Raw genomic sequence first — 13,650 nt, 5'->3', positions numbered from 1 at the left:
TAATAGAGAGGCAGATCAGAATCATTCCCTTAAAACATGTTCATAGTTCATTCATGAATGTTGAAGAACCTCATCTTAATCTCATGTGAACCTCATGCAAGAGTAGAGTGGGACATGTTAGAATCAATTTAACAGTTAGATCAAGTCTAAATGTATATTTAAACCGAAGCCGAATATGATTTTAATAGTAGATATATAACAGCCGTGAGACCCATTAGAGGAGGACGACATGATGACAGAACGTATGACAACGAATCAGGGAGCACCTGTAGGTGACAACCAGAATTCCCGCACAGCAGGCAGAAGAGGGCCGACACTGCTTGAAGACTACCATCTCATTGAGAAAATAGCCCACTTTGACCGTGAACGTATTCCCGAAAGAGTCGTACATGCGAGAGGTGCCGGAGCTCATGGTGTATTCACGCTGGAGCAGAGTATGAAGGCTTATACAACAGCTGACTTCCTACAAGATCCAGGTACGGAGACGGATGTGCTGGTTCGTTTTTCAACCGTTATTCATGGTACGGGATCACCAGAGACTGCACGAGATCCACGTGGATTTTCCGTCAAATTTTACACACGGGAAGGCAACTATGATATTGTCGGTAATCATCTGCCCGTTTTCTTCATTCGTGATGCGATGAAGTTCCCTGATATGGTGCATTCCTTGAAGCCGGCTCCGGATACAAACATTCAGGAACCTGCTCGATATTGGGACTTTATGACCCTCTCACCGGAATCAACACATATGATGACCTGGTTGTTCTCTGATCTGGGCACACCAGCAAGTTATCGGGAGATGGATGGTTTCAGCGTACATGCTTTCAAATGGATTAATGCACAGGGACAGGTCCACTATGTGAAATACAAATGGGAGTCTGCACAAGGCGTGCGAGGCTTCTCTCGTCAGGAAGCTGCCGAGGTACAGGGGCAAGACTTTAATCATGCTACCCGGGACCTGCATGAACATATCAAGAACGGGCAGTACCCACAGTGGAAGCTTCAGGTACAGCTCTTGAAGCCTGAGCAAATGGATGATTTTGCTTTTGATCCGCTCGATCCAACCAAAACATGGCCTGAAGATGTATTGCCGTTCCATACGGTAGGGACCATGACCCTGAATCGGAATCCGCAAAACTTCTTTGCTGAAGTGGAACAGGCGGCCTTTTCTCCTAGTGCGCTTGTACCCGGAATTGAGCCTTCCGAAGACAAATTGCTGCAAGGACGCCTATTCTCCTATCCAGATACACAGCGTCACCGGCTTGGACCGAACTATTTGCAAATTCCGGTGAATTGCCCGTACGCACCCGTTCGTAATCATCAGCGTGATGGACTCATGAATGTGAATCAGGACCCATCTCCGGTGAACTATGAACCCAACAGTTCAGGAAACAGCCCGCAAGAAGATCCGGCATACCGGGACAGTCAGGTTCCGTTGCAAGGGCATGTTACAAGAGAGAAAATCGAGAAGACGGATGATTATACGCAGTCAGGGGAGCTTTTCCGTTCATTTACTCCTGTAGAGCAGCAGCATTTGCTTGATAATCTGATCAATGACCTTAAGGGCGTATCTGTTGATATTCAAATGCGTGCCCTGTGCCACTTCTTCCGAGCGGATGGACAGCTTGGCGGACGTTTGGCTCATGGACTCGGCGTGGATATTTCTGCACATATGCCGTCACAGGATGGAAAATAAAGTACAGTTTGACCATGTTCTACAACATCATACGGACTAATATTCGTTGAAGACCGGGCAGAACCGCGAACGTGCGGAACTCCCGGTCTTTGGCCTTTTTTACTGAAATGGAAAACAAATTTACAAATCATTTACATAAAATAGCTGACATAGAGGTTGACTTCTCATTTGATGGCACTACAATGGGTAGTGTGAGGGGTGTCAGAAAATGAGAATACACAATTTCAAAGTGGGTGAGCGTGGGCTCAACCGATTTTTCGGTCCGCTGGAGGCCAAGATCATGGACATTTTATGGGCTCGTCCTGGCAGCAGCATCCGTGAAGTGCAGACCGCACTTGAACAAGACAAAGACGTCAATTTTAATACAGTCATGACCGTGATGAACCGGCTCGTAGACAAGGGACTTCTCGGAAAGTCACAAAAGGGCAGAACATCTTTGTACCAACCGGTACAGAGCAAGGAGGAGTTTATGAACGACCAATCCAAGGAACTGTCACATGAGTTGGTAGATGAATTCGGAGCTTTGGCATTGAATCATATGCTGGATGCGCTGGACGAAGCAGATGCGGGTCTGATTGAACGCTTGGAACAGAAGATCAAACAATGGAAAAAGGATAGCGATTAAGATGTGGAAGACCCGCTCGAAACTTTTGTTTACCGTCGGGTTTGGCATTCCGTTACTCGTGTTCATGCAGATGTTCATGTACGCGATGTACAAAATTTTTGGCTGGGATATCCCGTTTAACCTGCTCTGGCTCTGCAATCATTGGATGAGTCGACTGGGATGGTTATCCGTGGGACATTTCCTGCTGGCACTGGTATTGCTGACATTTGCGGGAACAGGTTGGTTGTTAATGGTGCGTATGATGAAAACCAGAGCAGCCGTACGTAAACTTCGCTCCATGGAGGTGCGTGCATTGTCTCACGAACTGGAGTCCAAGTATCACCATCTCGGACAGCCGGGATTCATTGTGGTGGACAAGCATTCTCCAGTTGCATTTACAATTGGTTTATGGAGACCTTGCATCGTACTCTCCACGGGGCTTCTGACGATGCTGGATGCAGAAGAGGAGACTGCAGTTGTGTACCACGAAGTCCATCATCTGTGGCACCGTGACCCACTGAAGACAACACTGTTATCGGTATTTGCAATCATGATGCCGTATATTCCTGTATTGAAGCATACTTCGAAACATTACAATATTGTTAGAGAAATTCTGGCAGACAATGAGGCCATTGAGCGTACAGGCAATGTGGCAGGCATTGGCAGTGCTTTGCTCAAGTTGCTCCGTGCTTGTCCTGAACCTTGGGGGGCCAAAGAACTGACCGTTCAATCCTCATTTGCGGATACGTCGGTGAATGTCCGCATTTCACGTCTGCTGGACCCGGAACAGGACGTGACGCTGAGGTTGCCACGTTATGCTGTTCTGATGTCGGCTACTGTTTTTCTATTGCTGTCTATCTTGTTTGTTTGGTCCATCGGATAGATTAATTGGGCTAAATGTGAAGTCGAATATAATGAGGAAGGAAGATGAACATGAATAATAAAAGTGTAGAGATTGGATTACTTTTCTCAAGGATTATGATCGGTTTGATCTTTGTATTGCACGGCTGGAGTAAATTCGAAGGTGGAATCAGCGGTACGGTAGGTTTTTTCGAAAGTATTGGTATTCCCGGATTTCTTGCATCCGTTGTAGCCATCATTGAGTTGGTAGGTGGTGCAGCGATGATTCTGGGTCTGGGAACACGTGTGTTTGCTGCCCTGTTTGCCATCGTGATGGTTGGCGTTCTGTTTACAGCCAAAGTGGGTGAGCCGTTCCTGAGTGGTACCGAGTTAGATTACCTGCTGCTTGCGGGTTCCCTGACACTGCTCTTCACAGGAAGCCGCCTCCTGGCCGTGGATTATCTGTTCTCCAGACAGGGGAATGCTCGCCAAAATGTGAGTGCTTGAATTGACTAACGATTGCTAAAAATAATGAAGTGCAGGATGAGTCCTGTAACGAGGTTCTTTATTGGCCAGGCCGGTTCGGGAATTGATTTGCGAACCGGGCTGATCAGTAGAGAACTTTTTTCGTTTGGACGACATGCCTATGGTTTGTTACAATGAGAATAAGTATGCTACTAAGAAAAAATAAGGAGGATGCATTTTATGATTAACGTCATTCCATCCGATGCCCGCTCCAGCTTCGATCGAGGCTGGCTCCGTGGTAGTCACAGCTTTTCTTTCGGAGAATACCAAGACCCGGAGAATACGGCGTTTGGACCGATGCGGGTAGCGAACGACGATGTGATCGCGCCTGGTCGCGGTTTTGGAGCTCACCCACATAGTGATATGGAGATTGTATCGATCGTACTGAACGGCAAGTTGCGACATGAAGATAACCTTGGGAATGTAGCCGTTACAGGCTTTGGCGGTATCCAGCGGATGTCAGCAGGCAGTGGCATGATTCATACCGAACATAATGCATCCGATACCGAAGAAGTACGTTTGCTTCAGCTCTGGTTCATGCCACAGACAAAAGGGTTGGAGCCCTCCTATGAGACGACATCATTTGATCCAGCGGCATTGGCAGGAGCACTCGTGCCGATTGTATCCCCAGATGGGGGACCAAGAGTTGCGACCATTCATCAGGATATGACGATCTACCTTGGCCGATTAGCCAAAGACGAAACGTTAACCTTTAATCAGGATTCGGGCCGCCGAATGTACATTTTCTCCATCGAAGGCAAGCTGGGATTGGACGCAGAGTACCTGTTGAACGAAGGCGACACGGCTCGTGTGGAAAAGCGGGATTCAATCGAACTGCAAGCAAACGAAGATACGTTCTATATGATTATTGATTTGCCGTAGATGGCTGATGAAATGAACTCCAAGATGAAGGAGGATATACACGTATGGCGCAACAGGAATGGTTTATGGTTAAACATGCGGTGACCGGGCGAGGATTAGCTAATAGCAAAACAGATTCCCTGTCCTATCGGTTCCAACAGGAGGGTACAGGCTTCATGTTTACCGTTACGGGTCTGGACGAGCAGATTGTGGAACAGATTATGGAGCTTAGACAGGAACTGAACGTATTTCGCTTCGTCCAACGCAAGGACCAGCCCCTTTTGAAACACTGGTACTACGCCGATGGTGAACGGGTAGTATACGACAGGGAGAGTCACACGCTAAGCATCTATGCGAAGTCGGAGATTCGTTATGTGCCTGAAGATTATTTTGCGGATTAACTAAAATAGCTTGAACAGGTTTTCGAATAGTTAAGGAGGTCTCTGTTAAATACAGAGGCCTTTTTGCTGTCTGAACTCAGAGAATTTAATCGTAACTTTACAAAAAAGACCACATAATTCCCCGCTGTCTGGCACAAGCTACCTTGTATAAAAAACAAGAATGGAGGGGCGGCATATGGCGGACAAAACATCTGGGAAAGACAAGTCCCGACAACCGGGACGAGCTTCAGAAGAAAAAAAACATATTCCTTTGGGACTGCCGTCCCCGCCTTTTCTTCGGCAGCCAATTAGTGCAGTACATGAAACTCAGATTAAGGCGGTAAAGGAGATATTCTCCGATTGTTCTGATGTGGTTTTTCGCAACGTCATGATTACGCCTGAAGTGAAAGGACTTCTCGTCTATATTGAAGGTATTGTCAATTCGGCTGATATCCAGGAACACATGCTGCGACCGATTATTCGAGGGCTGGTGCAGCAGCGCACAGATGAACCTGATGTTCCACTGGATGATACAACCGTTGAGCTAACACAGGTGAAGCGAGTGGATACCTGGGCTGCTGCGACAGAAGGGGTGCTGGCATCCTCTGCCCTTCTGGTGGTCGATGGAAGTAACAAAGCCTGGATGTTCAATGTCAAAGGTGGCGTCAGACGTGGTGTGGAGGAACCGCAGACAGAATCCGTCATTCGGGGACCGCGGGAGGGATTTACCGAAACGCTCCGTGTGAATACGGCCTTATTGCGGTTCAAGCTGAAAACACCTGCGCTCAAGATGGTGAGTATGACCCTTGGAACAGACACCAAGACAGATATTGTGCTGACCTATCTAGAAGGTATTGCTGATCCAAAAACGATTCAAGATGTCAAGAAACGTCTGGAAAAAATCAATATTGATGGCATCCTGGAGACGGGTTATATCGAGGAACTGATTGAAGATCATCCGTATTCCCCTTTTCCTCAGATGCACTACTCGGAGCGGCCGGATACCGTTGCAGGCAATCTATTGGAAGGACGCTTTGCCATTATGGTAGATGGAACCCCATTCTCGCTGATTGCTCCAGTCACGATGTGGCAGATGCTGCAAGCCAGCGAGGATTATTACGAGCGATTCTTCATCAGTAATCTGGTGCGGTGGATTCGCTTCCTATTCGTAGCCATCGCTTTGTTCCTGCCAGCCTTGTATATCTCTATTACAACATTTCATCAGGACATGCTGCCAACTACGCTGATTCTGAGTATTGCGGGTGCACGGGAGGCTATACCTTTTCCGGCTTTGGTGGAAGCCCTCATCATGGAGCTGTCGTTCGAAGCTCTCCGGGAAGCGGGGGTCAGGTTACCCAAGACAGTGGGTCAGGCTGTCAGTATCCTCGGTGCACTCGTGATCGGACAGGCGGCAGTTCAAGCGGGGATTGTATCCGCACCGATGGTTATTATCGTATCCATGACAGGAATAGCTTCCTTCACGATCCCGCGATTTAACTTCGCGATTACGGTGCGTCTGCTCCGATTTCCGATCATGTTACTAGCAGGTATGCTTGGACTATACGGCATCGTCATCGGCTTGGTCCTGATCTCGGTGCATCTGACACAGATGACTTCGTTCGGTGTCCCATATCTCTCTGGTCTTAGCCCGTACAGTAAAACAGATACCAAAGACATTCTCATTCGTGTGCCATGGTGGAAAATGATCAATCGTCCTTCTACGGTACATCGGGATCAGAAACGGATGACCGAAAAGATCAACGGTTCCCCTGAAGCTGAGGAAGGGTGGTGAACCCATGCAGATGATATATAAGTACCGGGCAGTGATAGCGCTGTTGTTATGTACCACTTTTATTTCAGGTTGCTGGGATCGTAAGGAGATTAACGATGTTGCCTTTGTGATTGGTATTGCTGTTGATAAGGAGGGGGACAATTACAGATCCAGTCTTCAGATTGCTCTGCCAGGACAATCCGGTTCTTCCGGTAGTGAAGGAGGCGGAGGCGGCACGAGTGGGGATAAATCCTGGTTCATGTTATCCAATACAGCCAAATCTGTGCATGGTACGTCTATTGAAGGTCAAAAGGAACTTTCACGAACAATCTATTACGCGCATCGCCGTACGATGCTTATTGGTGAGGAGCTTGCCCGGGATGGCGTGGCCCCCATGCTCGATCTGTTTACACGGTATCCGCTGAACCGACTCTCTGCATTGCCAGTGGTCACAAAAGGTGCAGCATATGAGGTCATGGATACGGATGCACCTATAGAGAAGTTTCCATCCGAGATGGTGCGGGAACTGTGCTTCCTCAATATGCGTAATCCACGTTCACTTAAAACGTTTATAGATGCCATTCTGAGTGAAGGTGTCGATCCATTCCTGCCGGTCGCTTCGAAAGTGAGCAATGTTCCAAAAGGGTGGAAGGACGCCAAAACAAACATAAAGCTGGATGGGTTGGCCATTTTCAAGAAAGATAAGCTGGTTGGCATGATTGACAAAGCTCCAGCCGATGCGCTCATTCTTGCTATGGGCGAGGCCAATGCACCGGAGATTATGGTTAAAGCTCCTGGCGGAGATGGAAATATGTTCATCAAGTTGAACGAGAACAACGCTTCACTACATCCCAGTATCAAGGCTGATAAGGTCACCGTGAATATTGAATTATATGCCAAGGGAGTTCTCGTAGATAACGAATCCAATTATGGCGACCGGCGTGAGAATGAGATTCTGAAGTTACATGAAGCCATTCACGAGAAAATAAAATTGGATATCGAGGAAGGTGTCCGGTTGGTTCAGGGAAAATACCATGCGGACATCCTTGGAATCGGTCGATCCATTCATCAACATCTGCCGGCCAAGTGGGACACGATGAAGGATCGTTGGGATGACATATACCCTGAAGTTGAGGTGACGGTTACCCCCCATGTCCTTATTGAAAACGTTGGGGTGAGCAATAAACCAATTGGCGTCGGAGAGGATGAAGTTGTACATGATTAAACCACTCTTATTTACCTTCCTGGCCATGGTAATCGTGGTCATTTTGATGGATTTCAGACATTTGAAACAGGCAGCTGCCATTAATCGCTGGCTATCCTATAGTTTGATAGCAGTGGCTACAGGCATTTGGTTCTATGTGACTAATCTAAGCAAAACCTTATTTGTGTCGGTATGGATAAGCCACGTTATCCAGCGCTTACTGCCACTGCCCTAGGTTGTGGACAGGATGCATTAAGTTTGCGAGATCGCGAGAGGGAAAGGAGGTATATCATGAATCAGAGAGTGACACACCGTCAGATGATCCTGCTCGTGCTGCTGCTCAGTATTTCAGGAACGTTAATTCAGCCTCACGCGCAAGCTATCTACTATGCGGAACAACACGCTTATCTCTCGTATATACCTGTAGTCTTAGTGATGCTTGCATCCATGTGGATGTTAAGTCGGGTCCAGCGGAGATTTCCGGATCAGGATCTATTTCAAGCCCTTGCTGGGCGATTCCCCTTTTTGGGAAGGCTCGCAGGATTGATGTACATTTTGTTTTTTTTCTTTGTGTTTGCGAGGGATATCCGGTTAACGGGGGATTATATCAGCATAACTTTGTTAGAGACCACGCCCATCTCCATCATTGTGTTATCTCTGATCGTTATGGGAGTTTTTATCGTTAGAGGTGGGCTCGGCTCCTTAATCGGTATGTCGGAGTTGTATGTGACATTGTTTCTCTTAAACTCCGTGATTGTGCCTTTCATGCTCATTCAACAGATCAATATGGATAATTTGATGCCGTATTTTCACGTTGATGTTACGGGAGTGGGCAAGGGGAGTTGGTACATATTTTCGTTTTACGGAGAGATGATTGCATTACCTTTTGTTATCAAAGGCAGTGATTTTCGATATAAATCGGTTGTGTCAGGTATTATCCTCTCTGCACTCCTGATGATGTTAATCCTTGTGGAGACCATTACCTCCATTGGAGTTCCTATCGCTTCAAGGTTGGTGTATCCCTCCTATGAACTGGCAAGACAATTGCAAATCAGTGATTTCTTGGATCGGTTTGACCTTGCCCTGGCAGCGGCAACCTTGCCTACCATGATTACGAAGATTGCATTTGACCTGTACTTTGTCTGCTGGGGATTGAAGCGAATGATTCCGAACGTATCGGGAAAGGTGTTGACAGGTCCGATTGCCCTCGTCGGATTTGTCTGTGCATTCTGGTTCTTCCGAAATGCCATTCAGCTCAATCGTTTTACTCGGGAATGGACATGGATTGCCATTGTTTTTGAAGTACTGTTCCCTATCGTGCTGTTTCTTTTCCTTCGTCCTCGCAAAAAGGATAAAAAAGAATCTACCCAACAGAGATCGGGAGACCAGTCCAAGAAAGAGAAGCATGAGCCGGAACAAAAATCGGCTGATTCGGAAAAGGACGGAGAGAAAAGACGGAAAGATTCTCATGGCGGAGAACTCCAGCCTTCCTGATGCATTCCATCAAAAATCCTTATAGATGAACGGGCAAAAAGAGGGAAAGCACAGTTTCCCTTCACAGAAGTACCCTGTATACTGTAGTCAGACTGATGAACATTCGGCTGAACTAACGGGGGGAACATGAATGGCTCAACATTTGGCAGGTGTGCGTGTAGCATTGACAGGACCACGAAAATCGAAAGAAATGTCCATACTGGTTGAAAAAATGGGTGGAATCCCGCTTGTGCGACCAGCACAGGGGACCGTATTCCTGGATGATCGGAGTATCAGAGATGGGCTGGTATCCTGGATCTCAGACCCGCCAGACTGGGCGGTGTTAACAACGGGTATGGGATTGGACGCGATATTTGAAATGGCCGAGGATATGGAAGTGGCGGGACAGTTGCTGGATGCACTGTCGGAATCCTCGATTGCGGCGAGAGGTTACAAGACAGTGAATGCACTGAAAAAGCGCAAGTTAACGCCGCTAGTACGGGACGATGATGGCAGTACGGACGGGCTTATTCGTGAATTTTCCCCACATGATCTCGCAGGAAAAAAGGTTATGTTGCAGCTTCATGGGGAGACAGCTCCCAAACTTGTCGCATGGTTGGAAGAACAAGGCGCAATCGTCACACAAGTGCTTCCTTACCGCCATGTACCGCCGGAAGAGACAGAGCTGGAACAGCTATTGAATGAAATTCTAAATTTCGGAGTAGATGCTGTTGCGTTCACAAGTGGACCGCAGGTTAGGTTTCTGACGCAATATGCGGCCTCCCAGGACAAGCTTGAGCCGATGCTTGCAGCCTTCAGACAAGGTGTAATTCCTGCGTCTGTAGGTAAAGTTACCGCAAACTCCATGCGTGAAGAAGGCATTGAGGCACTGGTCATTCCGGAGGAAGAGAAGATGGGAGCACTCATCGTTGAGCTTGGACGTTACTTTGCAGCAGGGCGTGCGGCCAAGATTAGAGATTAGTGGCCTGCTTTTAGATCAGTTCGATAAAAAGCTTTTGGCGTCGCTTCATGAATAAAAAGTGTGCATTAATCTTAACCGCATCGCTATATGATGCGGTTTTGTTTAGATTATGAATTTATACGTTACAACTAAAATACGAATGTACATCCTTGATAGTGCTTCGATCAGAAGCTTTTCTTATCTCGAAGAAAAGGTGGAAATGACGATGACCATTGCAGATCGTAACGCCAGACCCCGACTGATCATTGCAGGCACCGGAAGTGGTGCAGGGAAAACGACAGTAACCTTGGGGCTGATGAGAGCACTTGCCCAGCGTGGCTTGAGTGTACAAGGGTTCAAATGTGGCCCGGACTTTATTGATCCGACATACCATACCGCCGTCACGGGCAGATCGTCACGTAATCTGGATCCATGGATGACATCGCCTGAGTATGTGAGAGATACGTTCGAGAAGGCATCGGCGGGACATGATATTTCCATTATCGAGGGCGTTATGGGCCTCTACGATGGCAAAGATCCGCTTAACAATACAGGCTCAACTGCAGAGATTGCTCTGGTCACGCAGACCCCTGTGATTCTGGTTGTGGACGTACGCAGCATGGCTCGCAGTGCGGCCGCGATTGTCTTGGGTTTTCAACAGCTGGAGCCTGAATTAAATATTGCCGGAGTGATCGTCAACCGGTGTGGAAGTGCGGGGCATTATACCATTGTGCAAAAAGCCATTGAGCAGATGTGCGGCATTCCTGTGGTTGGCTGGCTGAAGCGGGACGAAGACATGTCCATCCCGGAGAGACATCTGGGGCTGGTACCTGCCATTGAGCGCGGTGAACTGGAGCCATTATTTCAGCGGGCTGCCGATGTGCTGATGGAAGGCACCGATCTGGATCTTCTGCTGGATCTGGCGACAAGCGCCCCGCCTTTGAATGCAGAAGAAGTGAGTCCTGCGGCTACTGCCCACGCTGATCCTGCTAATGCTGAATTAGGCCAAAGTTACGATTCACTTTCCAATTCAGTGATCCACGTTAATAATCGACATGTATCATATGCGGTACAGCCTGTCATTGCCGTTGCGCGCGATGCGGCATTTAATTTCTATTATCCCGATAATCTGGAATTGCTCGAAGCAGCCGGGGCCCGATTACATTACTTCAGTCCGCTCGCTGGTGAAGGTATTCCAACGGATGTGGATGGCATCTATTTGGGTGGCGGGTTTCCAGAGGAATTTGCAGCAGAGATTGCCGGTAACCAAGAGTTCTTGGAAGGACTTCGACAGGCAGTAGAATCCAACATGCCTTTATTTGCCGAGTGTGGTGGTTACATGGTGCTTGGAGAAACGTTGACCGACCGAGAGGGAGTTACTTTCGACATGGCGGGCATTATCCCCGCACAGGTGCAGATGCAGAAGAAGCGCGCTGCGCTTGGCTACCGTGAAGCAAGTAGCGTTCGGGATTCCTTTTTGCTGAAAAAGGGTGAAGTACTTCGGGGTCATGAATTTCATTATTCGACAATGACCTATCGTGATGAAGAAACGATTCCTTATGCGTATGAGACCAAGGGGATGCGTGGCTTGAAGCAAGAGGGATATGCCGCAGGCAACATCGTGGCGGGGTATACGCACGTTCATTTGGGCTCTTACCCGGCAGCTGCTCGAAGATGGGTGGAACATTGTTTAGCCTATCGGCAGGAGCGAGATATGCAGAGATAATAACAGCTATTTATAGCTCAAATAGATAGCTGAATTCAATAAGCAAAATGGCTCTAATCTCGCTTTTGCCTCCTGAGTCTTTGGTCGTGAAGTTGGCGATCCCATTCTGAATTAAAGGTTTTTAGATGAATATGTGGAATGAATAAAAGACAGAATCATTATGCGAGGGAGGGACATCATGATGAGAACCGTATGTGTAACGGGAGCTGCTCGGGGATTGGGATTGGCTTTGACGGCACAGATGCTGAAGAGAGGGTATCTCGTGTATGCGGCCGGTCTGGACGTGGAGGATTCCGAGGGGATTCGTATGCTTGCAGAAGGATATCCTGACCATCTGCGCGCCATCGAACTGGATATCGCGGACGACCTGTCGGTAGCTCTGTTCACGGAGACATTGAAGCTGGATACGAATCATTTGGATATGCTGATCAATAATGCGGCTATACTAGGAAGTATTACGGATCATATCCGCGGGCCGTTGAATATGGCGGAGATGGCTGAAGTATTTAATGTGAACACCTTAGGTACACTGCGTGTGACTCATTCCCTGTTACCCCTCCTTCTTCAAGGACAGGTCAAGCTGATTGTTGATATCTCTTCCGAGGCTGGAAGTATAGAACAATGCAGTCGGGATGGGTGGTATGCCTATTGTATGTCCAAAGCTGCTTTGAACATGCAGGCCCGTCTTGTGCACAATGGTCTGAAGGATGAAGGCGGACAAGTGATGCTTGTGCATCCCGGTTGGGTACAGAGTTATATGAGGGGCGAATTGGATGTTGCTGCGGATCTCACGCCCGAGCAATCTGCACAGCATATCGCAGTACTTATCGACCGCCATGAACAGTTTAAAGGAGATCAGCCCGCATATGTGGACTACAAGGGAGAGAAGCTCCCCTGGTAGTTGGTTTTATACAGTGAGGTGAACAAGAAAGGAGATTAATTGAATGGATCATCGTAAAAAAGCATTACTACTTGGCGATTATACACATCCGGATTGGCACCCGCTTCAGGGGGTGGATGCGGAGATTAGCCGAATTTTCCATGATACTATGACAGTGCAGTGCAGTGAGAATCGGAATATGTTACTGCAAGAAAATATAACCGGGTTTGATGTATGTATCTCATACATGGACGATTGGAAGGGTAAAGTCTCTCCACAGCAGACAGCAGGTTTGTTGTCCTATGTAAGTAATGGGGGTGGACTGGTCATTATACATAACGGCATTTCGCTCCAAAATCGTTATGAGCTCAAACAGATGATCGGTGCCAAGTTCCTGCATCATCCGGCGTATGCACCGCTTGAATTCACTGTAACGGCGGAAAGCCATCCCGTGACGGAGGGCATTTCGAATTTCACAATGGAAGAAGAACCGTATCAGTTCGAATTTGGTTCTTTTGCCGAAACGAAAATATTGCTGGAATATCAATCCGAAGAAGGACCAAAGCCTGCGGTTTGGGCTCATCGATATGGTGTTGGGCGTATTGTTTATCTGATGCCAGGTCACCATGTGCCGTCTTTTGCACACGAAACGTACCGGAAGTTACTGCTGCAAGCAGGCAAATGGGCTGCACGTTACGTTTGATCGGACTGACATTTTTGCATGCGGAG

General features: G+C 47.8%; 14 protein-coding genes. All 14 read left to right on the top strand.

The genetic code is table 11. The features are described from left to right. Positions 1-232: 232 nt before the first annotated feature. A complete protein-coding gene (locus MHI52_RS28900) occupies positions 233-1,696 on the top strand; it encodes a catalase (RefSeq protein ID WP_047840780.1) in 1,464 nt (487 codons plus the stop codon). A 208-nt stretch (positions 1,697-1,904) separates the two neighbouring features. Continuing rightward, complete coding sequence (locus MHI52_RS28895) at positions 1,905-2,321, top strand: BlaI/MecI/CopY family transcriptional regulator (protein WP_017691824.1); 417 nt, start codon at positions 1,905-1,907, stop codon at positions 2,319-2,321. Between the two features lie 25 nt (positions 2,322-2,346). Further along, positions 2,347-3,183, top strand: coding sequence for a M56 family metallopeptidase (locus MHI52_RS28890; RefSeq protein ID WP_405158076.1), 837 nt, complete (start codon positions 2,347-2,349; stop codon positions 3,181-3,183). Between the two features lie 50 nt (positions 3,184-3,233). After that, positions 3,234-3,647 carry a DoxX family protein gene (locus MHI52_RS28885; RefSeq protein WP_100528505.1) on the top strand — a complete coding sequence of 138 codons (414 nt, stop codon included), beginning with the start codon at positions 3,234-3,236 and terminating at the stop codon, positions 3,645-3,647. A 198-nt stretch (positions 3,648-3,845) separates the two neighbouring features. Continuing rightward, on the top strand, positions 3,846-4,547 hold the full coding sequence (locus MHI52_RS28880) for a pirin family protein (RefSeq protein ID WP_340984037.1): 702 nt from the start codon (positions 3,846-3,848) through the stop codon (positions 4,545-4,547). A 44-nt stretch (positions 4,548-4,591) separates the two neighbouring features. Continuing rightward, a complete protein-coding gene (locus MHI52_RS28875) occupies positions 4,592-4,927 on the top strand; it encodes a hypothetical protein (protein WP_339284580.1) in 336 nt (111 codons plus the stop codon). 175 nt (positions 4,928-5,102) lie between these two features. Further along, a complete protein-coding gene (locus MHI52_RS28870) occupies positions 5,103-6,698 on the top strand; it encodes a spore germination protein (RefSeq protein ID WP_091036071.1) in 1,596 nt (531 codons plus the stop codon). A gap of 4 nt (positions 6,699-6,702) precedes the next feature. Beyond that, positions 6,703-7,902: a Ger(x)C family spore germination protein gene (locus MHI52_RS28865; protein WP_340984039.1), complete on the top strand. Its 1,200-nt coding sequence runs from the start codon at positions 6,703-6,705 to the stop codon at positions 7,900-7,902. Beyond that, positions 7,895-8,116, top strand: a complete 222-nt coding sequence (locus MHI52_RS28860; RefSeq protein WP_036612790.1) for a hypothetical protein — start codon at positions 7,895-7,897, stop codon at positions 8,114-8,116. The genes MHI52_RS28865 and MHI52_RS28860 overlap by 8 nt, the downstream gene beginning before the upstream one ends. Before the next feature lie 56 nt (positions 8,117-8,172). After that, positions 8,173-9,375, top strand: a complete 1,203-nt coding sequence (locus MHI52_RS28855; RefSeq protein WP_340984041.1) for an endospore germination permease — start codon at positions 8,173-8,175, stop codon at positions 9,373-9,375. A 130-nt stretch (positions 9,376-9,505) separates the two neighbouring features. Continuing rightward, complete coding sequence (locus MHI52_RS28850) at positions 9,506-10,336, top strand: uroporphyrinogen-III synthase (protein WP_405158075.1); 831 nt, start codon at positions 9,506-9,508, stop codon at positions 10,334-10,336. A 205-nt stretch (positions 10,337-10,541) separates the two neighbouring features. Next, positions 10,542-12,041, top strand: a complete 1,500-nt coding sequence (locus MHI52_RS28845) for a cobyrinate a,c-diamide synthase (protein ID WP_405158074.1) — start codon at positions 10,542-10,544, stop codon at positions 12,039-12,041. A gap of 178 nt (positions 12,042-12,219) precedes the next feature. Next, positions 12,220-12,942, top strand: a complete 723-nt coding sequence (locus MHI52_RS28840; protein WP_235193706.1) for an SDR family oxidoreductase — start codon at positions 12,220-12,222, stop codon at positions 12,940-12,942. A 43-nt stretch (positions 12,943-12,985) separates the two neighbouring features. Further along, a complete protein-coding gene (locus MHI52_RS28835) occupies positions 12,986-13,624 on the top strand; it encodes a ThuA domain-containing protein (RefSeq protein WP_036667831.1) in 639 nt (212 codons plus the stop codon). Positions 13,625-13,650: the final 26 nt, after the last annotated feature.

The sequence above is a fragment of the Paenibacillus sp. FSL H8-0283 genome (genome assembly GCF_045040675.1).
GTDB lineage: Bacteria > Bacillota > Bacilli > Paenibacillales > Paenibacillaceae > Paenibacillus > Paenibacillus amylolyticus.
The sequence above is the reverse complement of the archived record's forward strand: the minus strand, read 5'-3'. Positions and strand labels throughout refer to the sequence as shown.

Excerpts from the sequence above, each read along its gene's own strand:
- MHI52_RS28840 (WP_235193706.1), top strand. The coding sequence starts at position 12,220 with ATGATGAGAACCGTATGTGTAACGGGAGCTGCTCGGGGATTGGGATTG.
- MHI52_RS28895 (WP_017691824.1), top strand. The coding sequence starts at position 1,905 with ATGAGAATACACAATTTCAAAGTGGGTGAGCGTGGGCTCAACCGATTT.
- MHI52_RS28860 (WP_036612790.1), top strand. The coding sequence starts at position 7,895 with ATGATTAAACCACTCTTATTTACCTTCCTGGCCATGGTAATCGTGGTC.
- MHI52_RS28880 (WP_340984037.1), top strand. The coding sequence starts at position 3,846 with ATGATTAACGTCATTCCATCCGATGCCCGCTCCAGCTTCGATCGAGGC.
- MHI52_RS28870 (WP_091036071.1), top strand. The coding sequence starts at position 5,103 with ATGGCGGACAAAACATCTGGGAAAGACAAGTCCCGACAACCGGGACGA.
- MHI52_RS28865 (WP_340984039.1), top strand. The coding sequence starts at position 6,703 with ATGCAGATGATATATAAGTACCGGGCAGTGATAGCGCTGTTGTTATGT.
- MHI52_RS28845 (WP_405158074.1), top strand. The coding sequence starts at position 10,542 with ATGACCATTGCAGATCGTAACGCCAGACCCCGACTGATCATTGCAGGC.
- MHI52_RS28900 (WP_047840780.1), top strand. The coding sequence starts at position 233 with ATGACAGAACGTATGACAACGAATCAGGGAGCACCTGTAGGTGACAAC.
- MHI52_RS28850 (WP_405158075.1), top strand. The coding sequence starts at position 9,506 with ATGGCTCAACATTTGGCAGGTGTGCGTGTAGCATTGACAGGACCACGA.
- MHI52_RS28855 (WP_340984041.1), top strand. The coding sequence starts at position 8,173 with ATGAATCAGAGAGTGACACACCGTCAGATGATCCTGCTCGTGCTGCTG.
- MHI52_RS28835 (WP_036667831.1), top strand. The coding sequence starts at position 12,986 with ATGGATCATCGTAAAAAAGCATTACTACTTGGCGATTATACACATCCG.
- MHI52_RS28885 (WP_100528505.1), top strand. The coding sequence starts at position 3,234 with ATGAATAATAAAAGTGTAGAGATTGGATTACTTTTCTCAAGGATTATG.
- MHI52_RS28875 (WP_339284580.1), top strand. The coding sequence starts at position 4,592 with ATGGCGCAACAGGAATGGTTTATGGTTAAACATGCGGTGACCGGGCGA.